Source organism: Nocardia testacea NBRC 100365 (assembly GCF_000308775.1).
Classification (GTDB): Bacteria; Actinomycetota; Actinomycetes; order Mycobacteriales; family Mycobacteriaceae; genus Nocardia; species Nocardia testacea.
Window position 1 is genome coordinate 1 of the sequence record NZ_BAGJ01000140.1, and the last position, 26,928, is coordinate 26,928.

Below are 26,928 nucleotides of genomic sequence, written 5' to 3' on the forward strand. Positions count from 1 at the left end.
GGTACGGGGGCATCACATTGAAGCCGTCCGCGGCACCCGCCTCGAACCAGGCCTGCAGATCGTCGGCGATCTGTTCCGGAGTCCCGGCGATCGTGCGATGTCCGCGGCCGCCGCCGAGCGCGGCGATGAGGCTCCGCACGGTCAGCGACTCCCTGGCGGCCAGATCTTTGACCAGCTGGTAGCGGCTCTTGTTCCCCCGGATCTGTTCGATCGGGGGCAGCGGCGGCAGCGGCGCGTCGAGGGGGTGGCCGGTGAGGTCCAGACCGAGCATCTGGGAGAGCTGGCGTAGCGAGTACTCCGGGGAGATCAGATCGGTGAACTCCTGCTCGAGCCGCTTCGCCGCCTCCTCGGTCTCGGCGATGAACGGCACGATCCCGGGCAGGATCAATACCTCGCCGGGATCACGGCCGTGGCCGGCCGCCAATGCCTTCACCTCGCGATAGAACTCCTGACCCTCCGGGATGGAGCGTTGCGCGGTGAAAACCGCCTCGGCATAGCGACCGGCGAAATCCTTACCGGCGGTCGAGGATCCGGCCTGGACCAGCAGGGGTCGCCCCTGCGCCGAGCGCGGCACATTGAGCGGACCCCGCACCTTGAAGCGTTCCCCGTGGTGATCGATCGGGTGCACTTTCGACGGATCGGCGAAGATCCCCGTCTCGGCGTCGAGCACGACCGCGTCGTCCTCCCAGGAGTCCCACAGCGCCGTCGCGGCGTCGACGAACTCCGCCGCCCGCACATATCGGCCGTCGTGGTCGGGGACCTCGTCGTAGCCGAAGTTGGCGGCCTCGTCGGCGGTTCCGGAGGTGACGATGTTCCAGCCTGCCCGCCCACCGCTGATCTGATCGAGGGAGGCGAATTTGCGGGCGAGGTTGTAGGGCTCGTTGTAGCCGGTGGACGCGGTGGCGATGAGTCCGACGCGCTCGGTGACCACGGCCATCGCCGACAGCAGAGTGATGGGTTCGAACACCGCCTGGGTGTTGCGTTCGATCCGGGGACCCACCGCGAGGCCGTCGGCGAAGAACACCGAATCGAGTTTGCCGCGTTCGGCGATCCGCGCCAGTTCCTGGAAATGGCCGACCCGCAGCACATTGCGCGCCTCGGTGCGCGGATGCCGCCAGGCCGCTTCGTGGTGGCCGACACCCATGAGGAACGCGTTGAGATGGAGTTGGTGCGACATCACTACCTGTCTAGAGAGCTACACGCCAGCCGGACAGCCGACGCTCGACGAACACCAGGATCGCGTTGAAGATCAGGCCGACCAGCGCGATGGCGATGATCCCCGCGTACATATCGGGGATCTGGAAATTCAGCTGCGCGGCGGTGATCAGGTACCCGAGCCCGGCCTTGGCCCCGACCATCTCGGCCGCGATGAGCACCAGGATCGAGGACGCCGCGGCCATCCGCAGACCGGTGAAGATGGTGGGTACGGCGGCCGGCAGCACCACCTTGTAGACCAGCGCGACCTGGGAGAAACCCAGCGAGCGCGCCGATTTGACGAGCAGCGGATCGACCGTGCGCACCCCGGAGATGGTGTTCAGCAGGATCGGAAAGGTGCAGGCGTAGATCACCAGCGCCACCTTCGAGGTCTCGCCGATGCCCAGCACCAGAATGAAGACCGGCAGCAGCGCCAGCGCCGCGGTATTGCGGAACAGTTCGAGGACCGGCTCGAGGAAATCGGCCACCGGCCGGTACCAGGCGATCGCGACTCCCAGCGGGACGGCGATCGCCACCGCGAGCACGAATCCGGTGAGCGCGCGGGACAGGCTGGTCGATACGTGCTCCCAGAGCTGCCCGTTGCCGGCCAACTCGAAGAAGGTGGCGGCAATCTCGGTGAACGGCGGCAAGAAGACCTTGTCGACCAGACCCACCCGGGGGGCGATCTCCCAGAGAGCCAGGAAGGCCAGGATCGCGACCCACGGTTTCGCCACCCGCCAGGCCAGCCCGGCCAGCCGCCTGCCCAGCCCACGGGCCGGGATACCCACCGGTGCGGTGGGCCGGGCGAGGGCGGGCTCGGGCCCGGCGGCGTGCGGCGCGTCGAGGGTGCCGGTGGCGAGTGCGCTAGACATGCTGAACCTCTTCGGTTGTCGAGATATCGGCGAGTTCGAGCGAATGGGCGCGTTCGACCTCGTCGTGCAGCAGGGACCAGATCCGGTGGCGCAGCGCACGGAACTCCGCGCCGGAGCGGATGTCCTCGGCGGTGCGGTCGATATCGACGTCGACCACCGTTTTGACCCGGCCGGGCCGGGAGGTGAGCACCGCCACCCGCTGCCCCAGGTAGATCGCTTCGTCGATGCCGTGGGTGATGAACAGGATCGTCTTGCCGGTGCGCTCCCAGATCCGCAGCAGTTCGTCCTGCAGCGATTCCCGCGTCTGCGCGTCGAGCGCGGCGAACGGCTCGTCCATCAGCAGTACTTCGGGGTCGAAGGCCAGGCTGCGGGCGATCGCCACCCGCTGTTTCATCCCGCCGGACAGTTCGTGCGGGTACCGGTCCGCGAACCCGGCCAGACCCACCAGCTCCAGGTAGTGCTCGGCGCGCTCCCGGCGTTCGGCACGCGGCACCCCCTTGGCTTCGAGCCCGAACTCGATATTGCGGCGGGCGGTTCGCCACGGCAGCAGGGCATACTGCTGGAAGACGATCCCGCGGTCGAGGCCGGGGCCGCTGATCGGGGCGCCGTCGAGCAGGATCTGGCCGGAGGTCGGGGTGCTGAGACCGCCGAGCAGATCGAGCAGGGTGGATTTACCGCAACCACTGGGGCCGACCAGTACCAGGAACTCACCCGCGGCGAGGTCGAGGGTGATGTCCTCGACAGCGGTCAATTCGGTCTGCCGACCCCGGATCGGGAAACTCTTACTCACCTGAGCCAGGCGAAGTTTGGGTGTGTTGCTCATATGTCACCGGCCAATGCTTGTCCGTCAGGTGCTGGGGCTCCCCGCCATGGTGCGGCCGTGGCCGTGAACTCTGAACCCTTTGCGTCACCGCGAGTCGAACATGCCGGCCCGGTGCGCCGCCGATACGACCCGCAACCATCGACGCGGGGGCCACAAGCCGTTCACCTACACCAGCCGGACCCGGCTCGCCGCGGATTACCGCATCGAGAAAGCCGCCACGCTGCGCGCGCTACACGACCGCGACGATTACGATCTCTACGCCATGGCCGACGCCAACTCGCGTCCGGATGTCACCATCACGGCGAAGGCCTGGAACGATCAGGACCCCGAGGAGGCCACCGGCTGGATCAGGGTGCACGCGGTCCGGCAGCGGGCGCGTGGTTTCGTGATCGTCCAGCGTCCCGGTGAAACCTTCTGGCACAGCGGTGGTTTCGATGTGACCGCCTGCGATCCACACGCCCTCGCCGAATCGGTCCTGGCCGCGCTGCCGGAGGCGGCGGCCGGGCGGATGCCGCAGGTCACGCTGGTCGATCCGGCGACCGCACCGGATACCCGGCCCTACGTCCCGCTGATCTCCGACGATGACGAATACGAGGACGACGAGGTCTACCGTAGCGCGGCCTTCCTCGCGGCACCGGCGACCGCGGCCGGGACGATCCAGGTCTTGCAGGGCCGATCCATGTTCGGGCCGCGCGGCCGAGTCGATATGGGAATGCGCTGGCGGGATCTGCCCGACGACGGGCGCTATGTGATCCCGATGAACCAGGACGTCGAGGTGGCGACCGGGATGGGCACCAGACGAATGATCGAGTGGGCCCAGGATCAGATCGCCGAGGTGCTCCTGCGGTTGGACCGGAATATGGAACACGAGGAGTAGAGCCCACGCCGCCTGCCTCTCGCACTCGCTCCGGAGGCAGGCCGCGATTCAGTGCTCATCTCGCACCGGCCGCCGCTTGTCCATCGGGCCCGCCGTCGGCGGGGTAGGTCCCGTTGGCGTACGGGTTGTACTCGTTGGTGTAGAGATCGCGGGCGGCCAGCTTGCCCTCTTCGAGTTCGCCGTTGCGGACCAGCCAGTCGATCCAGATCTGCAATTCGCGTTCGACGATCACCGCACCCGGCACCGGGATACCGGGACTGCGCCAGTACTTCACGGGTTCGGCGCTTTCGGTGCGGCCCCGCTTGTGGATGATGTCGAGGAACCGGGCCACCACCTCTTCCCGCGGATGGATCTGGGTCCAGCGGATCGCCCGCGCGGTGCCCTGGACGAAATCACGCACCGCCTCAGGGTTGGCGGCGATGAAATCGTCTCGCATCACATACGTGCCGTAGCTGAACGCGCCGAACAGATCCCGGTCGGTGAACAGCGCCCGGATTCCGCCCCGCTCGAGCGCGCTCTCCCGCTGGATCGAGTTCAGCGTGGCGACATCGATCTGTCCCTCGCGCAGTGCCTGCTCGGTGTTCACCGGCGGCACCACCACCAGCTGTACCGACTTGATTTCGTCGGGGCTGAGTCCCTGCTGGGCCAGCCATTCGCGGGTGAGGAATTCGTGATGCGCACCGAGGGTGTTCATACCGATCTTCTTGCCGATCAGGTCGCGGGCCGACCGGATCGGGCTGTTCTCCAGCACGTAGTACCCGGTGTACTCGTGCGCGTCGGCACCGTAGGAGCTGAGCACCGAGGTGATGGGCGCACCGGCCGCATTGAGCTTGACGACGGCGCCGTTGAACGCCGACCCGAATTCGATATCCCCGGTGGCCGCGGACTGGATGTCCTGCGGCCCGCTGGTGGTGTCACCCACCCACTCCAGCTGGATCTTGTCGTAGTAGCCGAGGTCGGCGGCCAGCTCGTGGAAGCCCACCTTCCCGGCCCAGCCCTGGTAGCGGAGAATGGCCTTCCCGTCGGCCGTCTCGGCGGCCCGCCCGCCCGCACCGCACGCACACAGCAGCATCAGGAGGGCGGTGACCGCCGCGATGCACCCGGCGGCCCGCGGCCGTCGGTGACTTCGGATCATTTCCGGACGTACTGGCATGGGTTCTGCCCCTTGTGCTGTGGTTGCGCTGCCCGGCTATCGTGCGGTCCGCGAGCGTGGCTGCGAACCCTTAGCCTCGAGCCGAGCACAACCGTGTGCCGTTCCGGAACGCGCCCGACCAGCGGAACAGGCCGGTCAACGCATATTTCCGAAAATCGATCACGCAAATTGATGGGATGTTCGGCGACGCACGGCGAATCAGCAAACCACTGGCTTCGCACCGCGTTAACATGCGGCACGCACCGACGTTATTCGGCCGAGACGGCACCGAGACGTCGGCGCGACAGTCCGGGTCCGAGCGGTCGTGGCGGGCCCGCTGCCCCACTATCCCGTCCCGCACCAACGAACGCAGAAGGAACGATGCTCAAAATTCTGGTCATCGGCGCGGTCACCGCCGCGCTCGTGTTCGGCAGCTTCTCCAGTGCCTCGGCACACCCCTCCGGCGCCTCGCGACCGGGTTCGGCGGGTGTGCACAGCCCGGCGGGCAAGGACGATTCCGTCGCGCAGCTACCTTTCGCCGACCGGGAATTCCTCCGCGCCAGTGCGTTCGACGACGAAACCCGCCCACTCCAGGACGCGGCGATCGCTCTCGCCCACGCCCAGTGCGATTACCTCGGCACCTCCGGCAACACCACGGCGAACCGCACCTACCTCGCCGAGGAAGCCCGGCCGTTCGTGGAATACCCCTACTTGTTCCTGGAAGCCGCGGTCGGCGCCTACTGCCCGCAGCACTCCCGGCTGGGCTGAGCCGCACCCCCACCCGGCATTCCGGGAGCCCTCTCCCATACGGCGGCGCCGCTCCCGGTTCACGGGAGCGGCGCCGTCGATTTCGAGATCAGTGCTTACGACGAGTCTTGGGGCCCCTGCCCTGTTTCGTCTGCGCCCGGGCCGCCTCGCGACGCTCGCGCCGGGTGCCCTGCGTCGGCGCGTCGGAACCGTACTCCTCCGCGTCGCTGTGCACCGCGGTGCGGCCGCCCTCGTCCGGGCCCGAATAGCTCAGGCCCCGCGGCCCCGATTCGTCGATACCGCGGGCGCGCAGTGCCGGCGGCGCCCCGTTGATGATCGGCAGCTTCTCGGTGGGGTACTGGCTCTCCGGCGGCACCGGCTGCGAGCCGATCGGGGAACGCAGGCCCTGGCCCACCTGGACCCCGTCCGATTGCGGCTGCTGGACCTCCACCTGGACGTTGAACAGGATGCCGACGGCATCCTCCTTCAAGCCCTCCAGCATGTTGGCGAACATATCGAAGCCCTCGCGCTGGTACTCCACCAGTGGATCGCGCTGGGCCATCGCGCGCAGGCCGATACCTTCCTTCAGATAATCCATCTCGTAGAGATGCTCGCGCCACTTCCGGTCCAGCACCGACAGCAGCACCTGGCGTTCCAGGGTGCGCATACTGCCCTCGCCGGCCAGACCGTCGATCTCGGCCTCGCGCTGCTCGTAGGCGCTGTGCGCGTCGTCGAGGAGGGTTTCCAGCAGATCCTCGCGGGTGATCTCACCGGCCTCGCCGACCTCGGTCTCGCCGGTGATGTCGCGGTGGTTCAGTGTGATGGGATAGAGCGTTTTCAGTGCGCCCCACAGCTTGTCGAGATCCCAGTCCTCCACGTAGCCCTCGGCGGTGGCGCCGTCCACGTAGGCGGTGATCACATCGGTGATCATGCTCTGGACCTGGCCTTCCATATCCTCACCACGCAGGATCTGGTTGCGCTCGTTGTAGATGACCGTGCGCTGCTGGTTCATCACCTCGTCGTACTTGAGCACATTCTTGCGGATCTCGAAGTTCTGCTGCTCGACCTGGGTCTGCGCGCTCTTGATGGCCTTGGAGACCATCTTCGCCTCGATCGGCACATCGTCGGGCAGGTTGAGCCGGGTCATGATCGACTCCAGCGCCGCGCCGTTGAACCGGCGCATGAGCTCGTCGCCGAGCGACAGGTAGAACCGCGATTCACCCGGGTCGCCCTGGCGGCCGGACCGGCCGCGCAGCTGGTTGTCGATACGCCGGGAGTCGTGGCGCTCGGTACCGAGCACGTACAGACCGCCGGCCTCCTTCACCGCCTCGGCGTCCTCGGCGACCTGCTTCTTCACCTTCTCCAGCGCGTGGAACCAGTTCGCTTGGTATTCCTCGGGAGTGTTCACCGGGTCCAGGCCCTGCTGGCGCAGCAGGGTGTCGGTGATGATGTCGGGGTTGCCGCCGAGCACGATATCGGTACCGCGGCCGGCCATATTCGTCGCGACGGTGACCGTGCCGGGGCGGCCCGCCTCCGCGATGATCTGCGCTTCCTTCTCGTGGAACTTCGCGTTCAGCACATTGTGCGGGACACCGCGCTTGGTGAGCTGCTTGGACAGATACTCCGAACGGTCCACGCTGGTGGTACCGATCAGCACCGGCTGCCCGGCCTGGTGGCGTTCCACCACATCGTCGACCACGGCGTTGAACTTCGCCTCTTCGGTCTTGTAGATCAGGTCGGCCTGGTCGATACGGATCGGCGGCTTGTTGGTCGGGATCGGGATGACGCCCAGGTTGTAGATCTGGTGCAGCTCGGCCGCCTCGGTCTCGGCGGTACCGGTCATACCGGAGAGCTTGTCGTAGAGACGGAAGTAGTTCTGCAGCGTGATGGTGGCCAGGGTCTGGTTCTCCGGCTGGATCTCCACCCCTTCCTTGGCCTCGATCGCCTGGTGCATGCCCTCGTTGTAGCGGCGGCCGACCAGGATGCGCCCGGTGAACTCGTCGACGATGATCACTTCACCGTCGCGGACGATGTAGTCCTTGTCGCGGGTGTAGAGCTCCTTGGCCTTGACGGCATTGTTCAGATAGCTCACCAGCGGGGAGTTGGCGGCCTCGTAGAGATTGTCGATACCGAGCTGGTCCTCGACGAATTCCACGCCCGCCTCGTGCACGCCGATGGTGCGTTTCTTGATATCGACCTCGTAGTGGAGATCTTTTTTCAGAAGCGGTGCAATCCGGGCGAATTCGGCATACCACTTGCTGGAGGCGTCCGCGGGGCCGGAGATGATGAGCGGAGTACGCGCCTCGTCGATCAGAATCGAGTCGACCTCGTCGACCACTGCAAAATTGTGGCCGCGCTGAACGAGATCGTCCAGCGAATGGGTCATATTGTCGCGCAGATAGTCGAAGCCGAATTCGTTGTTGGTGCCGTAGGTGATGTCGGCGGCGTACGCCTCGCGCCGCTGCGGCGGCGTCATACCGGCCAGGATCGCGCCGACCTCGAGGCCCAGGAAGCGGTGTACCCGGCCCATCCACTCGGAGTCGCGTTTGGCCAGGTAGTCGTTGGTGGTGACGATATGCACGCCGTCGCCGCCGATCGCGTTCAGGTAGGCCGGCAGCACCGAGGTCAGGGTTTTGCCCTCACCGGTCTTCATCTCGGCGATATTGCCCAGATGCAGCGCCGCGCCACCCATGATCTGCACTTTGTAGTGCTTCTGCTGCAGCACCCGCCACGAGGCCTCCCGCGCCACGGCGAACGCCTCGAGCAGCAGGTCGTCCAGCGATTCCCCATCGGCGTAGCGTTCGCGGAATTCGTCGGTTTTGGCGCGCAGCTCGTTGTCGGTGAGGTCCTCGTAGTCGCCTTCGAGTCCGATCACCTCGTCGGCGAGATGGGAGAGGCGCTTGACCATGCGACCCTCACCAAAACGTAGCAACCTCGTCAGTGTCAGCGCAGGCACGAGTCTCGTCAGTCCTCTGGGTCGGTTTCGGCTCCGATGTCGGCGGCGCGCGGCCCGGCGACGGGCCACGAAGCCGCAGCTTGCTTCATGGTAATGCGGCTCCCATGGTAGGCGCCGCCGCGTACCCGGCCAGTGTGCCTCGTTCGACATTCGGCGGCCGGTCGGGCCCGCGCCGGCTATATCACCTCGCGCTCACGCGCAAGCCTTCGAATTACATATCGGAATATCACACACAATGGTGCGGGAACAGGTACTACCTGGTCACAATGGAGACCGGTTTCCGGACTCCGAAGGGGCAGACACCAGGGTGATAGCGAAGCTGACACCGCAGGACGCGGACTTCTTCCGGCTGGAAGCGACCACCCACCCGGTTCATATCGGGTCATTGGCCGTTCTCGACAACACCGGCGACGACGGCGGGCCGATCCTCGACTACCAGGGCCTGGTCGACCTGGTCGAGTCACGCCTGCCGTTGGTGCCCCGCTACCGCCGCAAGGTCCGCGAGATCCCACTGTCGCTGGGCCGGCCGGTCTGGGTCGAGGACAGCCACTTCGACATCACCTACCATCTGCGCCGGTCCGCCCTTCCCTCACCGGGCAGCGACGACCAGCTCTACGAACTGACCGCCCGGCTGGGCTCCCGGCCGCTGGACCCCGGCCGCCCGCTGTGGGAGATGTACCTGATCGAGGGGCTGAGCGGGGGCCGGTGCGCGATCTACACGAAATCGCACGCGGCCCTGGTCGATGGCCACGCCGCGCTGGAGATCGGCCATGTGGTCGTGGACGGGGCCGAGTCCCCGCGCGAGGTGGCCGACGACGCGTGGATCCCGCGCCGCGAGCCCAGTGACGCCGATCTCCTGCTGGGTGCCCTCGGACACCTGGTGGCCCAGCCCCGCTCGGCGGTCGAGGTACTGCGCGAGGTGGGCGCGGGCACCGCCGGTTTCGTCGGGACGGCCGGACGGACGGTGGACAGCGCGCTGGCGGCCGTGCGATCGGCGGCCAGCGGCACGCCGGACAGTCCGCTGAACGCGCGTACCTCCCGGCAGCGCAGATTCACCGTCGCGGTCACCGAGCTCGACGGTTACCGACGGGTGCACCAGCAGGCCGGTTGCACGATCAACGATGTCGTCCTGACGGTGGTGACCGGCGCGCTGCGCAACTGGCTGCTGTCGCGGAACAAGGGCCTGACCGAATCGAGCGTGCTGCGCGCGGTCGTGCCGATGTCGGGATACAGCGGGGAGCCGGGCACCGGACGCACCCTGCCCAGCGGGATCACCCCGTTCCTGATCGACCTGCCGGTCGGCGAGCCCAGCCCGGTGATGCGGCTGTCCCATATCGCCCATGCCACGGCCGAGGACGCTCGCGGCCGGCACGCCGTGCGGGCTTCGACCCTGGTGCACCTCGCCGGTTTCGCTCCGGCCAGCCTGCACGCGATGAGCGTGCGGGCGGCGAGTACGTTCGCAGACCATACGTTCAATCTGGTGATCACCAACGCGCCGGGCCCGCAGACGCCGATGTTCGTCGGCGGCGCGCGGATGCTGGAGATGTACCCGGTTTCGCCACTGCTGCGCAATCAGGCGACGAGTATCGGGATCACGTCCTATGACGGGCGGGTCTGCTACGGACTCAACGCCGACCGCGAGGCGATGGCCGATATCGGAGTTCTGGCCGCGTCGGTACCCGAATCGATGGAGGAGTTACTCGGTGCCTGCCTCTGACCGCAAGACCATGCGCGTGTACGTGCCGGCCACCGTGCCGATGCTGCGCGAGCTCGTGGACAAACGCGTACTGCACGCGGTCGGCGGGACGGCTTTCGCCCTCACGCCCGCGCTCCGCGAGGCCTACGCCTCGGGCGACGACGAAGAGCTGGCCGAGGTCGCCATGGCCGAGGCGGCGCGCGCGGCCCTGCGACTGCTGGCCGAGGAGGTGCACGGTTCCACCACCCCGATGTACCGCCGCGCGGTGATCGCGGTCGATGTCGACGGCGCGACCCTGCGCCCGGACCTGGACGACGCGGTGGTGAAACTGGACGGACCGATCGAGTACGAGCGGGTCGGTTCGGTTCATGTGGACCTCGCCGAAGCCGAGCCGGCAGTGGCCCGGGCGGTCGAGATCATCGACGCCGCCGACCTCGGTGACGAGGACGCCGAGTTCGTCCTGGGCGACGCCGAGGACCATCAGCTGGCCTGGTATGCCACTCAGGAGCTGCCGTTCCTCGTCGAGTTGCTCTGAACCGGCCCTTGTGACCGGGAACCGCCGACGCGGCCGCTCGCTGTGAGCCGCAACCGGGTCCGCGGGCGCTGTTCACCTGGGCTCCCCGCGACAACCTACGATGCCGTAACCTGGTGCCACGGCGCGCTCCGGGCGCGTGAGACCACAGGAGACGAACAACGCAAATGGGCAGGAAACCGAACGCGATGACGGTGCGCGGTGTCAAGAACTGGCTGGAGGCACCGGCGGCCGGTATCGCCGAACGCGGCGGCAAACTGAATCTGCTGCGAGGGGCGGTGGCGCGGGTCACCACGCCCCTGCTGCCCGACGACTATCTACATCTGGCCAACCCGCTGTGGTCGGCCCGGGAACTGCGCGGCCGGGTCGTCGACGTCCGCAAGGAAACCGCCGATTCCGCGACGCTGGTCATCAAGCCCGGCTGGGGCTTCGACTTCCGCTACGAACCCGGGCAGTACATCGGTATCGGGATCCTGGTGGAGGGTCGCTGGCACTGGCGCTCCTATTCGCTCACCAGCCCGCCCGACTGGGACGATCCCCGCTACGGCAAGAAGGTCATCGCCATCACGGTGAAGGCGATGCCGGAGGGTTTTCTGTCCAGCCACCTGGTCAACGGGGTGTCGTCCGGGACGATCGTGCGGCTGGCCGCCCCGCAGGGCGCGTTCGTGCTGCCCTCCCCGCCGCCGCCGAAGGTGCTGTTCCTGACCGCCGGGTCCGGCATCACTCCCGTCATGTCGATGCTGCGCGCACTGGACCGTCGCGACGCGGTGACCGATGTGGTGCACATCCACTCGGCGCGCACCGCCGAGGACGTGATCTTCGCCGACGAACTCGACGCACTGCACGCGCGGCATCCCGGATTCGTCTCCCATATCCACCTGACCGGCGAGAAGGGCAAGTTCGCCACCGCCGCCTTGGACGAGCTCTATCCGGATTGGCGGGAGCGTCAGGCGTGGGCGTGCGGTCCGCTGGGCATGCTGGACGAGGTCGAGAAGCACTGGCAGGAGGCCGGTCTCGAATCGGCGCTGCACGTGGAGCGGTTCGAGGTGGAGCGGTCCGCCACCACGGAGGGCGGCACCGTCACCTTCGGCAAGAGCGGCCGCACGGTCACCGTGGACGGCGCCACCACCCTGCTGGAAGCCGGGGAATCCGCCGGCGTTCAGCTGCCGTTCGGCTGCCGGATGGGTATCTGCCAGACCTGTGTGGTCACCTTGAGTTCGGGACATGCCCGCGATCTACGCAACGGCACGGAGCGGTTCGAAGGAGAAAAGGTACAGACGTGCATCTCCGCCGCGGCGGGCGACTGCACATTGGATATGTGACCGGAGACGGTCCACCCGGCGACGGACTCCGACAGGTACGCTCGGGGTGGACCGCAGGTCATTTCCCGGATCCGGGGAGATCACGGAAACCCGTTTTATTTCCGACCCAGGGTCAACACAAACCGGGCGTGCGGGTGATGTGCAGTATATGAACCCGCACGGCCGGAGCGAAGGCGGAAGCACCGCCCGGTCCGCTCCCGTCTTCGCAGACAGCGCCTACAGAAGGGACGCCGGTGGCAATCACCGACATCAGAGCCTATGCCCACCTCACGGCCGAGGATGTCGAGGCCCTCGGGCAGGAGCTCGACACGCTCCGCCGGGAGGTCGAGCAGTCCCTGGGTGAACGGGATGCCCGGTACATCCGGCGGACCATCGCCGCACAGCGCGTACTGGAGATCGCCGGCCGCCTGGTGCTGGTCGGCAGCCGGAACCGTTGGGCCTGGCTGTCCGGGACGGCCCTTCTCTCGCTGGCCAAGATCGTCGAGAACATGGAGCTCGGTCACAACATCAGCCACGGGCAATGGGACTGGATGAACGACCCGGAGATCCATTCCACCACCTGGGAATGGGATATGACGGGCCCTTCGGCGCAGTGGCAGACCGCGCACAACTACACACACCACACCTACACCAATATCCTCGGCATGGACGAGGATCTCGGCTTCAATTTCCTGCGGATGACCAGGGACAACCAATGGCGACCGATCCATCTGGCGCAGCCGGTGTCCTATCTTCTGCTGGCCTCGATGTTCGACTGGGGCATCGCCCTGCACGATTGGAAGATCCAGCGTGATCACGCGGAGGTTCGCCTCTGGGACTCGTCCCGGCACAACATCGAGTTCCTCCGCAAGGCGTCGCGCCAGCTGAGCAAGGACTTCCTGATCTATCCGGCGCTGACCGGCAAGAATTTCAAGTACACACTCGCGGCGAACATCACCGCGAACCTGATCCGCAATGTGTGGTCGAACGTAGTGATCTTCTGCGGGCACTTTCCGGACGGTGCGGAGAAGTTCTCTCCCGACCAGCTGACGACCGAGACCAGCGGGGAATGGTATCTCCGGCAGATGCTGGGAAGCGCGAACTTCACCGCCGGCCCGGTGATGGGTTTCATGAGCGGACATCTGAGCCATCAGATCGAACATCACATGTTCCCCGATCTACCGAGCAACCGTTATCCGCAGATTGCCCGGCGAGTCCGCGAGCTCTGCGACAAATACGACCTGCCGTACACAACGGGATCCCTGAGCAAGCAATATCTGCTGGCCTTCCGCACCATTCACAAGCTCGCCCTGCCCGACCGATTCCTGCGGCGCACCGCCGATGATGCGCCGGAGACCTCCTCCGAACGCAAGTTCGCCGGGGTCACCTCGCACGCGGAGCCGGAGAACCGGCCGTGGAGTATCGACCCGGCGACCGGAAAGCGCCGCGGCCTGCGCTGGGCGTTGCACGAGGCGAAAATCGCGCTGCGCGCGAAAGCCGAGCAGGAGAAGGAAATGCTGCGCAACGCCGAGCGCACCCTGCGCGCCAAGGCGCAGCAGGAGAAGGATCTGCTCCGGCGGGCCCGGCACGCGCTACGCAAATCGCAGCGTTCGTACTCGGCCTGAGCGGGCGGTCCGATTCCGGAGAAAAGTAATCGAGTTGGGGTGTAACGGGACCGCCGCCGGAGGCGATCATTCCCACCGAGGCCCGAGTGTGACACACGATCGCGCTGTTTCGTCGCGCCTATCATTCGCCTTTGGGACACGCAATAGGGCGCACGCCACATTTTTTACGTAAATCTCCAAACCTACGGTGTCGTAACTTACGGTAGGGTAGCCGCCATGGCTATCTCGGATGTCAAGGAATACGCGCATCTCACCGAGGCGGACGTGGAGGCTCTCGGAGCAGAGTTCGACGCGATTCGCCGGGACATCGAATCGACGCGGGGCGAGCGCGATGCCCGATACATTCGCAATGTCATCAGGTTGCAGCGCGCACTCGAGATCAGCGGCCGGACGGTTCTGTTCGCCAGTTTCCTGCCCCCGGCCTGGCTGGCCGGCGTGGCGTTGCTGGGCACCGCCAAGATCATCGAGAACATGGAGATCGGGCACAATGTGATGCACGGTCAGTGGGACTGGATGAACGATCCGGAGATCCACTCCACCCACTGGGAATGGGACAACGCGGGCCCGTCCAAACACTGGAAGCACACCCACAACTACCTGCACCACAAGTACACCAACGTCCTGGGAATGGACGACGATATCGGCTACGGCCTGCTCCGGGTAACGCGCGATCAGCGCTGGAAGCCGTTCAACATCGGTAACCCGGTCTACAACCTGGTACTGCAGTCGCTGTTCGAATACGGCGTCGCGATCCAGCACCTGGAACTCGGGAAACTGGCGGCCGGAAAGTTCAAGCCCGGCACCCCGGAAAGGGCGGAATTCGACCGTAAGGTCGAGGAGGTCGTGGCCAAGGTCAAGAAGCAGGCGGTGAAGGACTACGTCGTCTATCCGCTGCTGACCGGACCCTCGTTCTTCCACACCCTCACCGCCAATCTCACCGCGAACGTGATCCGCAATGTCTGGTCCAACGCGGTGATCTTCTGCGGCCACTTCCCCGACGGCGCCGAGAAGTTCACCAAAGCCGATATCGACAACGAATCCCAGGCCCAGTGGTACCTGCGGCAGATGCTGGGCAGCGCCAATATTTCCGGTGGCAAGCTCATGCACTTCATGACCGGCAACCTCAGCCACCAGATCGAACACCACCTCTTCCCCGATCTGCCCAGTAACCGCTATGCCGAGGTCGCGGTCCGGGTGCGCGAGCTGTGCGACAAATACGACCTGCCGTACACCACCGGCTCGCTGCCGGTGCAGTACTTCAAGGCCTGGCGCACCATCCTGAAACTGTCGCTGCCCAACAAATACCTCCGCCACACCGCCGACGACGCCCCCGAAACGGCCTCGGAGCGGAAATTCAACGGCCAGGCGGTTTCCACGTTCGATCCGATCACCGGAAAGCGCCGGGGACTGCGGACGGCAATCGCCGAAGGCCGCCGCCGACTCCGCCGCCGCTCGGTCGCCCTGGCGGGCTGAGTCACCGCGGCGGGATCGCAGGAACGAGCTTCGACCCTGCGATCCCGCCGCATCCGGCCCACCCACCACCGACCTGGCAGCGCTCTCATGGCTCCAGCGGGTTCCGCTCACCGCGGACAACCGCGCACCTACTCGGCGCCGAGTAGGTGGAGGCCGTCCCGCCCCGTGGTCGAAGGTGCTCGAGGGGCCACACCCTCTTGGCGGCCCACCGCACAGCACATGCGGCGAAGCCGCGAGTCTCGAAGCCTGAACGGCGGGATCACGGGCCCGAGCTTCCACCCCGCGATCCCGCCGCACCCGGCCCACCCACCACCGACCGGGCCACGCTCCCACGGCCCCAGCGAGCCCCGATCACCGCGGACAACCCATTCGTCGCCGAGTTCCAGCGAGACCCACAGAGGGTCGAGTCCCCTCCCGCACCTTGACCGAAGGTGCTCAACGGTCGCACTCCATAGACAGCCCACCGCACATCACATGCGGCGAAGCCGCGAGTCTCCAGACATGAACGGGCAGGATCACGAGTCCGAGCTTCGCCCCTGCGATCCCGCCGCACCCGGCGCACCCACCACCGACCGGGCCACGCTCCCACGGCTCCAGCCGATCCCGACCACCGCAGACACTCCTTCCCCTCAGCGCCGAGTTCAGCGAGGCCCTGAAAGGGTCGAGGCCCGTCCCGCCGTTCAGGCCTCGAAAGCGCCCGCGCCGAAGGCGCAAGTCTCGAGGCCTGAACGGCGGGACCAAGGGGGCCTCGACCCCGCGGCGCCGAAGGCGCCGCCAATAAACACAGCCCCGGCCGGCCCGACCGGGAACCGGGCAAGAACAATGGCCCCGTGTGTGCAGCGGAGATGAGCGTGTACGAGGCCATCCGAACCCGCCGGGATGTGCGGGCGGAATTCACCGGCGAGCCCATCGACGACCTCACGCTCTGGCGAATTCTCGGGGCGGCGCACTGCGCGCCGAGTGTCGGTAATTCGCAGCCCTGGGATTTCGTTGTCGTTCGTGACCCGGCGACGCTGCGGACCTTCGCGGCGCATGTGGCGCAGCGACGGCTGGATTTCGCACGATCGCTGCCCGCCGAACGGGCCTGCACCTTCGCACCGATCAAGATCGAGGGAATCACCGAGAGCGGCACCGGCATCGTGGTGGTCCACGATGATGCGCGGGGCGGTCCGCAGGTGCTGGGCCGGGCGACGGTTCCCGAAACCGGGGTGTATTCCACGGTTCTCGCGATCCAGAATCTCTGGCTGGCCGCCACCGCCGAACAGGTCGGAGTCGGCTGGGTGTCCTTCTATGAGGAACCGTTTCTCGCCGGGCTGATCGGCCTGCCCGCGGGGGTCCGACCAATTGCCTGGCTCTGTATCGGGCCGGTCACCGGATTACAGGATGTTCCCGATCTGGAACGTTTCGGCTGGCGCGACCGGCGACCGCTGAATGCCGCGGTGCATCAGGAGCGGTACACCTCCGCGAACCGGCAACGATAAAGCCGACCGGCCCATCGTGCGGACCGGTCGGCTGCAGTGCCGGCTAGGCGAGCCTTATGAGGCCGTAGTCGAATGCGTGCCGGCGATAGACCACCGACGGCCGATCGGTTTCCTTGTCCTGGAACAGGAAGAAATCGTGGCCCACCAACTCCATCTGGTAGAGGGCATCGTCGACTGTCATCGGTATCGCGGAGTGCACCTTGGTCCGCACGATATGCCCGGGGCCCTCGTATTCGGGGTAATCGGCCGCGAAATCGGACCGCTTCCGGCTGTGCGGGGAGTGATCGTGCGGAATTCCGGAGAGGTCGCCGAGTAGCGGCTCTTCGGCCAGGTCGGCGGTGGCGTCGTGTACCGAGACCGGAGTCTTCTCGCCGTAGTGGACACGGCGGCGATCCTTGGTGCGGCGCAGCCGGCTCTCCAGTTTGGCGGTCACGGCCTCGAATGCGGCGTAGAAACTGTCCGCGCAGGCCTCGGCGCGGACGATCGGGCCCTTGCCGCGCGCGGTGATCTCCACCCGCTGGCAGGCCTTGCGTTGACGACGGTTGCGCTCGTGGAAGAGTTCCACGTCGAAGAGGAAGATCGATGGATCGAAGCGTTCCAGCCGGGACAGCTTCTCCGACACATAGATTCGGAAATGGTCGGGAACCTCGACATTGCGGCCCTTGACGACGATATCCGACCGGGTGTCCCGTGGGCGGTCGAGCCGGTCGTCCAGCTGCGTCTGGGCTGTGTCCTGTGCTGAAGGTCGTGAAGTAGTCGTCACGCGTACCTCCCGGATTCGGCCGCACACTTGTCGTCGCATGCGGCGGGATGAAACGGTGCCGGCCATGTCGGATCAAGTCGGCCGGCACGTGATGTACGAGGCCCACCTCCAAACTCCCGGATCGGGTGTGTGCACGCGACGCTAGTACGCGGATCGGAGGTTCGCCACTGTTCACGCAAATTTCCCGGATTCACCCAGCGCACGTCACGAATACGCCATCCAGGCGTGTTCCTGCGGCAACGAGGGCCCGGGCGCACGCGCATACCGTGGCGCCTGTCGTCAACACGTCGTCGACCAAGACGACCTGCGCGTTCGCCACGTAGGACGGCAGCGGCGCAGCGCTGACCCGGCCGCGTAGATTGCGGTCGCGCTCGCGCGCCGACAAACCTGCCGAATCGCGGACTCCCCACCAGACTCGCAGACATGACAGAACCTGGCAACTGCCCAGCGATCGGGCCGCGATCCGCGCGCACCGCAGTACCGGGTCGCCACCACGCCGCCGCGCCGCGGCCCGCCGGCTCGGCGAGGGTACAAGTATCAGGGGCCGATCCGGGGCCCGCAACTCGGCGAGTCCGGCGGCGAGGGCGTGTCCCAGCGGCCCGGCGAGATCACGCCGGTTGCGTTCCTTGGCCGCCAGTACGGCCTGCCGCGCCGGGCCGTGGTAGCGGCTCGACGCCCAGCACGGCACCCCTGGATCCGCGCGCGGATACACCCGCAGGGGCGGGCCGGAGACGCTGCGCGCGCACTCGGCACACCACGATGTGCCGGGCCGGCGGCAGCCGCCGCATTCCGGCGGTACGACCAGATCGAGCAGTATCCGCATGAGCGGAGTGTGCCGGGGGGCACCGACACGGCGATCGGAATCAGCCGGGTAGCACCGGTACGGCGTCCGCGCCGAGCCCGGGAACCTCTCGCCAGTAGGGGTCGCCGCCCTCGGGGGTCCGGGTGAGTTCCAGTACCGCGCGTGAATCGGCCACGTACTGGCGCTCGATGGAAGCGGTGACCTGGCGGACCGGCGGAGTGAGGTTGCGGCCACCCAGCGAAGCCATGCCGGAGCCGTCGATCTTCACCGTCCGTACCGGATCCACATTGCCCGCGGTGGCCAGGATGACCGTATCGTCGCTGAACCAGTCGACCGAGGTCGCGGCGGCACTGAGTTCCATGGCGATCTGCCGCGGTGAGGTGAGCGCAAAGGTACCGTCGGGCCGGCGCAGCACCATGGCGACATACACCTTGCCATCGGCGATCAGCACCGCGCCGACCCCGTTGCGCGAGATCCGCAGTTCGGTGATGGGCAGTTCGAAGGTCGGCCCGGAATCCGGGGCGAAAAGCTGGGCGGTGTCCACCTCCTGGACCGAGACAGTGCCGGTATCCCGGTTGGTGACCGCGCGGATCACCCGGTTTCCGTCGATGACCGCCCAGGCCGCGCTGCCGTCGGCGGTCCAGGACGGGCGGGTGATGGTCCCGCCCTCCGCGACCGGGAACGCGTTGCCCCCGTAACTGCCCACCATCAGCGTGCGCTGCGGCTGCGGCGGCTGACGACCCGCGTCGGCGACGGCGGCCACCAGTTTCCCGTCCGGCGACAGACCCACCGATTGCAGGTTCTGCACCTCGCCGAAGTAACCCGGGGCGGGAGCCGGGGCGCGATTGTCCTCGACCTTGACCAGCTTGCCGTCCCGCAGCGCGTGCAGCCCGATCAGGGCGTCCGGCTGCACGGAATCGGCGATCGGTCCCAGATCGTCGACCGACCAGCCGTTCCCGGCGAACCGCTCGTCCAGCGGCCGGCCGTCGTCGAGCAGCATGTAGGGGCCGAGCACATCGGCGCCCGCGAGGGTGAGGACCACCTGGGCCGCGAACAATTCGCGGTCGCGCGGACTCGGCTCACCTATCCCGGTGAAGTCGATCCGCACCCCACCAAGGCCCACGCCGACCCCGACCGGGTCCCCGTTGGCCTTGGTGACGGCCCCGCGTACCGCGACCGGCGGGGCCAGGTAATTGCGTACGACCGGAGCGATATAGGGCTGCGGACCCGCGATCAGCATGGTCACCAGTTGCTGTGCGAGCTGGTCCGGACGTCCCGCCACCCAGCGCAGATCCGGCGCCACATGCTGACCGTCGGCGGTGACGAAGTACAGGGCATGCCGGCGGTAGGACTGGGTGAAGGCGCTGTACTCCATCACCACGCCGTCGGGCAGTTCGTCGATACGCCATTGGCCGTCGACTTTGGTCATCTCGATCTTGTTCTCGATGGTTCCGTCCACCGTGTGGTACGACCCGTCCGCGGAGAGCTCGCCGACCTTGCGCGCGCGCAGCACGTAGGTGGCCTCGTTCTCGGTCCGCGATTCGCGCAGGGTGTCCGCCCGCTCCACGATCACGGTCGAGTCGGTGTCGTTCCACTGGGTCGACGCGGCGGGGGTCATGTACTGACGAGCGGCGAGGTGACCGTCGGCGGGGTCGGCGGTGGCCTGCAGGAAATCGCGCAGCAACAGATCCGGATCCCGATCCTTGGTGGGAAGCGGGGGCCCCTCGGCGATGGGTTCCTGATTGATCGTGCCGAGGGCCTGGGGCTGCGAGGAATCGGGCAGATTCGCACAACCGCCCGTGGCGGCCAGGCCGATCACCGCCGCCGCCACCAGCAACCGCCGGAACCACCGCCTGCGCGCACTCATGACTTCTTGTCCCCGCGGTCGGTGGGCACCGAGTCGCCGGGCGGGCCGGACGGTCCCGGGTTCGCGATATCGCCGGGTTCGGGTGCAGGTTCGGCCGCGGCCCCCGAGTCCGGACCGGCGGCCTGCGTCCCGGTCGCGGGCTCTCCCGGCGCCGGGTTTTCCGGCGTCGACGCCTCCGGTTCCGCAGTGCCGGTAGCCGGCTCGGCGGACTCTGTGGGCAGCGGCGCCCACGGTTCGGTGTCGGTGACCGGCGGACCGAGTTCCACCCGTTCGCCGCCGGCCCGGTCGCTGTCGGCGTGCGGCCGCCGCGGCGCCCGGCGCATACCGGGTTCCAACGGCAGCGGGCTCTTGCCCAGCTTCTGGCCGCGGATCAGCGGGAGCGTCAGCCGGAAACTCGCGCCGACCCCGGGTCGTCCCCAGGCCTCGAGTTTGCCGTCGTGCAGGTTGGCGTCCTCGACGCTGATCGACAAACCGAGCCCGGTCCCACCGGACCGGCGCATACGCGACGGGTCGGAACGCCAGAACCTGCTGAACACCAGTTTCTCCTCCCCCGGCCGCAGACCGACACCCTGGTCCCGCACCACCACGGCGAGGGCATTGGCTTCGGTGTCGCCGCGCATCCGGATCAGGACGGGTTTGCCCTCACTGTGGTCGATCGCATTGGCGAGCAGATTGCGCAGTACCCGTTCCACCCGGCGCGGATCGACCTCGGCGACCACCGGCTCCTCGGGCAGATCGATCACCACCTCGATTCCGGCGTCGCGGGCCAGATGCCGCACCGTGGAGATGGCCGCGCGGACGCACATCCGCACATCCAGCGATTCCACCTGGAGTTCGGCGACACCGGCGTCGTGGCGCGAGATCTCCAGCAGATCGTTGAGCAGGCCTTCGAACCGGTCCAGTTCGGTGACCAGCAGTTCGGCGCTGCGGGCCAGCGCGGGATCCAGATCGTCGCTGCTGCCGTGGATGAGATCGGCGGCCATCCGCACCGTGGTCAGCGGCGTACGCAACTCGTGGCTGACGTCGGAGGTGAAACGCCGTTGCAGATTGCCGAACTCCTCCAGCTGGTTGATCTGGTTGGACAGGCTCTCGGCCATTTCGTTGAAGGCTTTCGCCAGCCGGGCGATATCGTCGTCGCCGCGCACCAGCATGCGTTCCTTGAGCCGGCCGTCGGCGAACCGGCCGGCGATCCGGGCGGCCGACCGGATGGGCAGTACCACCTGCCGGGTCACCAGCGCCGTGATGGCGGCCAGCAGGATCAGCAGCACCACACCGCCGACCAGCATGGTTCCGCGCATCAGCGCCAGACTGCGTTCCTCGTTGCCCAGCGGGAAGATCAGGTAGATCTCCAGCGTGGGCACCTCGGCGCTGGGGCTGCCGATGATGAGCGCGCGGCCGTGGTAACCGTCCGGATCGGCGACCGTCGCGAACTGGTAGCTGACCTGGTTGCGCTGGACGAACCGGCGCAGCGCGTCGGGCACCTCTTTGATGGGCCCGGCGGTGATCACCTGTTGCGGCGTCCCGCCGATCATGCTCAGCGCCGAATCGAAACTGCCCGCCGCGCCACCGGTCCGGTTCGAATCGCGCCGGTTGGACAGCGAGTCCCGGGCATCGGTCAGCCGCTGCTGCTGGCTGGTGAGGTCGTGGACCCCCGTCAGCTGGGTCTCCACCGTGTTGCGGACGCGGTCCATCTCCTCGACCCCGGCATTGATCTTCGCATCGAGCAGCCGGTCGGTGATCTGGCTGGTCAGCACGACGCCCAGCACCGTGATGACGATCAGCGACAGCGTGAGCGTCGATACGATGACGCGCAACTGCAGCGACCGCCGCCACAGTAGGCCCAGTGATCTACCGACGTGCTGAAACCATTCGTTGACCGGGGCCAACGCTTCCCGCACATCGGCGAGACGCCCGTTCTGTCCGACTTTCCGACCGGCGTCCGACCCTACGTGGTCACGCAAGGTAGCGCCTCCGGACCCGGGAACGCGAGCCGGATCACGGCGGACCGGCCTTGTACCCCACACCGCGGACGGTCAGTACGATCTCGGGGTTCTCCGGATCTTTCTCGACCTTCGCTCGTAGTCGCTGCACATGGACGTTCACCAGGCGGGTGTCGGCGGCGTGCCGGTAACCCCAGACCTGCTCCAGCAGCACCTCGCGGGTGAACACCTGGCGGGGTTTGCGGGCCAGCGCCACCAGCAGGTCGAATTCCAGCGGCGTGAGCGAGATCTGCGCACCTTCGCGGGTGACCTTGTGCGCCGGCACGTCGATCACGATATCGGCGATGTTGAGCAGCTCGGCCGGTTCTTCCTCGGTGCGGCGCAGCCGCGCCCGGACCCGGGCCACCAGTTCCTTCGGCTTGAACGGTTTGACGATGTAGTCGTCGGCGCCGGATTCGAGGCCGAGCACCACATCGACGGTGTCCGTCTTGGCGGTGAGCATCACGATCGGCACACCCGAGTCGGCGCGCAGCACCCGGCACACGTCGATGCCGTTCATCCCCGGCAGCATGAGATCGAGCAGCACCAGATCGGGCCGGATCTCACGAACTGCCGACAGGGCCTGGGTGCCGTCGCCGACCACGTGCGGATCGAAACCCTCGCCCCGCAGGACGATGGTGAGCATCTCCGCGAGCGCCATATCGTCGTCGACGACCAGAATCTTCGGCTTCATAGTTACTATGTTGTCATCTCCCGCGCTCGTAACGGGCCGCCACGCCACACAGTGGCGCGTTCCCGCCGGATATCCAACACTAATTCGCGACCAATGCGGCGAGCCGCGCGGCCAATGAGTTCATTTCCCCGGCGAGCCGGCCGGAACCGTCTTCTTCGGTGGATCGGAAAACCCACCAGGTTCCATACCAATCACGCCGAGCAAGATCACGGTACACCTCGGCGGTACGTTCCTGTAATCCGCCGTCGCGTTCATAGGCGTCGAGCGCACGGGACTCGTCGAGCTCGCCCCGCCGGCGGGCGCGCAGCGCCGCCACTTCCGTCGGTACATCGAGGAGCACCTGCACCCGCGGCACCGGAAGCTCGAAACGGCCGAATTCCAATTCTCCGACCCAGCGCACAATTTCCCCGTCCGCGGATTGGCACAGCCGCGCGGCGTTGTAGGCGGCGTTGGAAGCCACATAACGGTCCAGCAGGACCACATCGTTGCCGGCGAGGAGTTTTGCCAGTTCGTCGGCAGCCCCGGCCCGGTCCAGCGCGAACAGCGCCGCCATGCCGTTCACCGACTCGGCCAGATCGCCGTGTTCGCCGCGCAGGGCTTCGGCGGCCAGGTCGGCGTGCACGGACCGGCCGTATCGCGGAAAAGCGAGGGTGTCCACCCGGAGTCCGCGCTGTTCGAGTGTCCCCACGAGATTGCCGATCAGCGTACGTTTACCCGCACCGTCGAGGCCCTCGATGGCTATCAACACTCCCATATCCAGGGAGGATACTCCGGCGTGCACGGCTCCCCTCGCCGGTTCCCCCGGCCGCGCCCCGCGGCGAACGAAGAGTGCTATCTGGCCGATCGCCACTTCGCGCCCGGTTCGGGTGCGACCGCCCTATCGCAACCGGACGATCCACAGAGACTCATCCGCAGACCCGCCGGAGCGGCACGGACGGCCGGACCGAAACCGGGCCGCCGACCCCGCGACGGCACCACCTACGTGCGTATGCGCAGGAGACCTGCCGCGTCCGGCCGTAGTCGTCGGTCAGGACGTACGCCTGCCCGTTACCGGTCACACCGACGATCTTCCATTTCTGCCCGTGCAGGTCGACGACCTTGCCGGAGCCCGGTGGACTCCGGAATCGGTGGACAGGCCGCCGACGCCTCTCGGCACCGGCGGCCTCCCATGAACTACCCGATCAGTACCGGTAGTGCTCGGGCTTGAACGGGCCCTCGACATCGACATTGATGTACTCGGCCTGCTCCTTGGTGAGCTTGGTCAGGGTGCCACCGAGCGCCTCCACGTGGATCCGGGCGACCTTCTCGTCGAGCACCTTGGGCAGGCGGTAGACCTCGTTGTCGTACTCCTCCGGCTTGGTCCACAGCTCGATCTGCGCGATCACCTGGTTGGAGAAGCTGTTGCTCATCACGAACGAAGGGTGGCCGGTGGCGTTGCCGAGGTTGAGCAGACGGCCCTCCGACAGCACGATGATGGACTTACCGGAATCGCCGAACGTCCACAGGTCGACCTGAGGTTTGATATTCAACTTCGTCGCGCCGGAGCGTTCGAGGCCCGCCATATCGATTTCGTTGTCGAAATGGCCGATATTGCCGAGAATGGCCTGGTCCTTCATCGCCTTCATATGCTCGAGGGTGATGATGTCCTTGTTGCCGGTGGAGGTGACGACGATATCGGCGTCGGCGATCGCCTGTTCGACGGTGACCACGTCGTAGCCGTCCATCAGCGCCTGCAGTGCATTGATCGGATCGATCTCGGTGACCTGGACGCGGGCGCCCTGGCCGGCCAGCGATTCCGCACAGCCCTTGCCCACATCGCCGTAACCGCAGATCAGCACCTTCTTGCCGCCGATGAGGACATCGGTGCCACGGTTGATGCCGTCGATCAGCGAATGCCGGGTGCCGTACTTGTTGTCGAACTTCGACTTGGTGACCGAGTCGTTGACATTGATCGCCGGGAAGGACAGCTCACCGGCGGCGGCGAACTGGTAGAGCCGCAGGACGCCGGTGGTGGTCTCCTCGGTGACGCCCTTGACGCTCTCGGCGATCGCGCTCCACTTGCCCTTGTCGCTCTCGAACCGCTCACGCAGCAGGTTCAGGAACACGGTGTACTCGGCGGAATGCTCCTCGTCGGCCGGCGGAACGACTCCCGCCTTCTCGAACTGGGCCCCCCGCAGGACGAGCATGGTGGCGTCGCCGCCGTCGTCGAGGATCATATTGGCCGGCTCACCGGGCCAGGTGAGCATCTGCTCGGCCGCCCACCAGTACTCCTCCAGCGTCTCGCCCTTCCAGGCGAAGACCGGAGTGCCCTGCGGCGCGTCGACGGTGCCGTGCGGGCCCACCACCACGGCCGCGGCCGCGTGGTCCTGGGTGGAGAAGATATTGCAGGAGGCCCACCGCACCTGCGCGCCCAGCGCGGTGAGGGTCTCGATCAGCACAGCCGTCTGCACCGTCATATGCAGCGAACCGGAGATCCGGGCGCCCTTCAGCGGGGCCACATCGGCGTATTCGCGGCGCAGGGCCATCAATCCGGGCATCTCGTGCTCGGCCAGCCGGATCTCCTTGCGGCCGAAATCGGCCAGCGCCAGGTCCGCGACCTTGTATTCGACACCGTTGCGGGTATCGGTGCTCAGCGAGGTTCGAGGCAGTTCGGAGGTCGTCATCAGCGTGGATCAGCCTTCTCTCGGTTAGGGCATGAGCGAGTCAGGCCCGGAGGCGGTAGCGGAGCGTCACCACGCAGGGCCCTCGCTCATGCCCGATAAACACGGTCTCGACCGCAAGGCTAGCCGGTTGGCCGCGCACTGTGGTGCGGGTGTGCCGGTCGGCGCGATAGCCGATCGGTAACGCTCCCGGCGGGTCCGGTGATCAGGCCGCGACAGGCCCCTGGGTCACCGCCGGGAGCCGGCGCCGCCGACCGGGAGACAGATTGGCGCGGGTGATATCGCCGTCGTAGTGGGCCAGGACCCGTTTGTCCATCACGCGCCGCCACACCGGCGGTACGAGGGCCAGCACCACCATCGCCGCGTAGCCGGCGGGCAGTTGCGGGGCCTCCTCCGAGCTGCGCAGGGTCTGGTACCGGCGCCCCGGGTTGGCGTGATGGTCGCTGTGGCGCTGGAGATGGAAAAGGAAGATATTGGTGACCAGCCGGTCGCTGTTCCAGCTGTCGCGTGGAGTGCACCGGCGATAGCGGCCGTCGGCCCGGCGTTCGCGGAGCAGCCCGTAGTGCTCGATGTAGTTCACCGTTTCCAGCAGCCCGGCGCCGAGCGCCGCCTGCAACAGCAGGTACGGCAGGATCTCCCAGCCGAAGACCAGCATCAGGGCGCCGAAGAGCGCCACGGTCATCGACCACGCCTGCAGGATGTGGTTGCGGGGGCTCCACCAGCCACGGCCGGCCCGCTGCAACCGTTCCCGTTCGAGGGTGATCGCGGAGCGGAATCCACCGACCACACTGCGCGGCAGGAAGGTCCACAGATTCTCGCCGAGCCGGGCACTGGCCGGGTCCTCGGGGGTCGCGACCCGGGCATGGTGGCCACGGTTGTGTTCGACGAAGAAATGCCCGTAGCCGGATTGCGCCAAGGCGACCTTGGCCAGCCAGCGTTCCAGGTGTTCCACCCGGTGCCCGAGTTCGTGTGCGGCGTTGATACCGATTCCCGACACCAGCCCCAGGGTGGTGGCGAGTCCGATCTTGTCGAGGACGCTCAGCTCGGAACCGGCCCACAGGTAACCGGCCAGGGTGAGGCCGATCAGCTGGAAAGGCAGGAAGAGGTAGGTGCACCACCGGTAGAAGCGATCGTTGGACAGAGCTTCGTAGTCCTCGTCGCGCGGATTGGTGCCGTCGTCACCGACGAGCACATCGAGCAACGGAATGATCACCAGCACCACGATCGGCCCGAGCCACCAGAACACCTCGACCCCGGTGTGCAGCACCAGCTGTGACGGCAACAGCGCACAGGCCGGGGCGATCAGTCCGAGAATCCACAGATGCCGTTTGGGATCGGCCGACCCAGCCGACTTACCGACCAATTGCACTTTTGCCCCGCTATTGAGAACCCGGACCGACAGCGGCCTACATATTTACCCGACCTGTGTCACTGATGCGTCCTTGTTCGCAGCG

Annotated in this window: 21 protein-coding genes; 8 read left to right on the forward strand and 13 right to left on the reverse strand. The window is 66.9% G+C overall.

Features of this window, described 5'->3' with window-relative positions; translation table 11 throughout:
* The 3 genes from ON38_RS19435 to ON38_RS19445 form a co-directional block, all read right to left on the reverse strand.
* The coding region (locus ON38_RS19435; RefSeq protein ID WP_039826304.1) for an LLM class flavin-dependent oxidoreductase at positions 1 to 1,177 on the reverse strand (1,177 nt) is incomplete at its 3' end.
* Between the two features lie 10 nt (positions 1,178 to 1,187).
* Positions 1,188 to 2,066, reverse strand: a complete 879-nt coding sequence (locus ON38_RS19440) for an ABC transporter permease (protein ID WP_039826305.1) — start codon at positions 2,064 to 2,066, stop codon at positions 1,188 to 1,190.
* On the reverse strand, positions 2,059 to 2,889 hold the full coding sequence (locus ON38_RS19445; RefSeq protein WP_039826306.1) for an ABC transporter ATP-binding protein: 831 nt from the start codon (positions 2,887 to 2,889) through the stop codon (positions 2,059 to 2,061). The genes ON38_RS19440 and ON38_RS19445 overlap by 8 nt, the downstream gene beginning before the upstream one ends.
* Positions 2,890 to 2,989: 100 nt before the next feature.
* On the opposite strand from ON38_RS19445, the gene ON38_RS19450 reads away from it, so the two are divergent.
* Entirely contained in the window at positions 2,990 to 3,766 is a 777-nt protein-coding gene (locus ON38_RS19450; protein ID WP_039826307.1) for an ESX secretion-associated protein EspG, read from the forward strand.
* Positions 3,767 to 3,821: 55 nt separating this feature from the next.
* On the opposite strand, the gene ON38_RS19455 is transcribed toward ON38_RS19450, so the two are convergent.
* Entirely contained in the window at positions 3,822 to 4,901 is a 1,080-nt protein-coding gene (locus ON38_RS19455; RefSeq protein ID WP_039826308.1) for an ABC transporter substrate-binding protein, read from the reverse strand.
* Between the two features lie 378 nt (positions 4,902 to 5,279).
* On the opposite strand from ON38_RS19455, the gene ON38_RS19460 reads away from it, so the two are divergent.
* Positions 5,280 to 5,666 carry a DUF732 domain-containing protein gene (locus ON38_RS19460; protein WP_039826309.1) on the forward strand — a complete coding sequence of 129 codons (387 nt, stop codon included), beginning with the start codon at positions 5,280 to 5,282 and terminating at the stop codon, positions 5,664 to 5,666.
* 88 nt (positions 5,667 to 5,754) lie between these two features.
* Here ON38_RS19460 and secA read toward each other — a convergent pair whose 3' ends face one another.
* Complete coding sequence (secA, locus tag ON38_RS19465; protein WP_039826310.1) at positions 5,755 to 8,601, reverse strand: preprotein translocase subunit SecA; 2,847 nt, start codon at positions 8,599 to 8,601, stop codon at positions 5,755 to 5,757.
* Between the two features lie 307 nt (positions 8,602 to 8,908).
* Here secA and ON38_RS19470 point away from each other — a divergent pair, with 307 nt between their 5' ends.
* From ON38_RS19470 to bluB, 6 genes are all read left to right on the forward strand, one after another.
* Positions 8,909 to 10,318 (forward strand): WS/DGAT/MGAT family O-acyltransferase, encoded by a 1,410-nt coding sequence (locus tag ON38_RS19470; protein ID WP_039826311.1) that lies wholly within the window; start codon positions 8,909 to 8,911, stop codon positions 10,316 to 10,318.
* 10 nt (positions 10,319 to 10,328) lie between these two features.
* Complete coding sequence (locus tag ON38_RS19475; protein ID WP_039826312.1) at positions 10,329 to 10,832, forward strand: DUF6912 family protein; 504 nt, start codon at positions 10,329 to 10,331, stop codon at positions 10,830 to 10,832.
* Between the two features lie 164 nt (positions 10,833 to 10,996).
* Complete coding sequence (locus ON38_RS19480) at positions 10,997 to 12,151, forward strand: ferredoxin reductase (RefSeq protein ID WP_373281236.1); 1,155 nt, start codon at positions 10,997 to 10,999, stop codon at positions 12,149 to 12,151.
* 233 nt (positions 12,152 to 12,384) lie between these two features.
* Positions 12,385 to 13,755 carry a fatty acid desaturase family protein gene (locus ON38_RS19485; RefSeq protein WP_051164980.1) on the forward strand — a complete coding sequence of 457 codons (1,371 nt, stop codon included), beginning with the start codon at positions 12,385 to 12,387 and terminating at the stop codon, positions 13,753 to 13,755.
* A 216-nt stretch (positions 13,756 to 13,971) separates the two neighbouring features.
* Positions 13,972 to 15,228, forward strand: coding sequence for a fatty acid desaturase family protein (locus ON38_RS19490; protein WP_039826314.1), 1,257 nt, complete (start codon positions 13,972 to 13,974; stop codon positions 15,226 to 15,228).
* An 845-nt stretch (positions 15,229 to 16,073) separates the two neighbouring features.
* A complete protein-coding gene (bluB, locus tag ON38_RS19495; protein WP_039826315.1) occupies positions 16,074 to 16,709 on the forward strand; it encodes a 5,6-dimethylbenzimidazole synthase in 636 nt (211 codons plus the stop codon).
* Positions 16,710 to 16,752: 43 nt separating this feature from the next.
* On the opposite strand, the gene hpf is transcribed toward bluB, so the two are convergent.
* From hpf to ON38_RS19535, 8 genes are all read right to left on the reverse strand, one after another.
* The gene (gene hpf, locus ON38_RS19500; protein ID WP_051164984.1) at positions 16,753 to 17,424 is read right to left on the reverse strand and encodes a ribosome hibernation-promoting factor, HPF/YfiA family; all 672 of its coding nucleotides are present in this window, start codon (positions 17,422 to 17,424) and stop codon (positions 16,753 to 16,755) included.
* Between the two features lie 238 nt (positions 17,425 to 17,662).
* Positions 17,663 to 18,295, reverse strand: coding sequence for a ComF family protein (locus ON38_RS19505; RefSeq protein WP_039826318.1), 633 nt, complete (start codon positions 18,293 to 18,295; stop codon positions 17,663 to 17,665).
* Positions 18,296 to 18,335: 40 nt separating this feature from the next.
* A complete protein-coding gene (gene lpqB, locus ON38_RS19510) occupies positions 18,336 to 20,141 on the reverse strand; it encodes an MtrAB system accessory lipoprotein LpqB (protein WP_039826319.1) in 1,806 nt (601 codons plus the stop codon).
* Positions 20,138 to 22,039, reverse strand: coding sequence for an MtrAB system histidine kinase MtrB (mtrB, locus tag ON38_RS19515; protein ID WP_039826320.1), 1,902 nt, complete (start codon positions 22,037 to 22,039; stop codon positions 20,138 to 20,140). Before mtrB ends, lpqB begins: the two co-directional genes overlap by 4 nt.
* Before the next feature lie 97 nt (positions 22,040 to 22,136).
* Complete coding sequence (gene mtrA, locus ON38_RS19520) at positions 22,137 to 22,814, reverse strand: MtrAB system response regulator MtrA (protein ID WP_033243239.1); 678 nt, start codon at positions 22,812 to 22,814, stop codon at positions 22,137 to 22,139.
* Positions 22,815 to 22,893: 79 nt separating this feature from the next.
* Positions 22,894 to 23,568, reverse strand: coding sequence for a dTMP kinase (locus tag ON38_RS19525; RefSeq protein WP_039826352.1), 675 nt, complete (start codon positions 23,566 to 23,568; stop codon positions 22,894 to 22,896).
* A gap of 427 nt (positions 23,569 to 23,995) precedes the next feature.
* The gene (ahcY, locus tag ON38_RS19530; protein ID WP_039826321.1) at positions 23,996 to 25,477 is read right to left on the reverse strand and encodes an adenosylhomocysteinase; all 1,482 of its coding nucleotides are present in this window, start codon (positions 25,475 to 25,477) and stop codon (positions 23,996 to 23,998) included.
* 202 nt (positions 25,478 to 25,679) lie between these two features.
* Positions 25,680 to 26,843, reverse strand: a complete 1,164-nt coding sequence (locus tag ON38_RS19535) for an alkane 1-monooxygenase (RefSeq protein ID WP_039826322.1) — start codon at positions 26,841 to 26,843, stop codon at positions 25,680 to 25,682.
* Positions 26,844 to 26,928 lie beyond the last annotated feature (85 nt).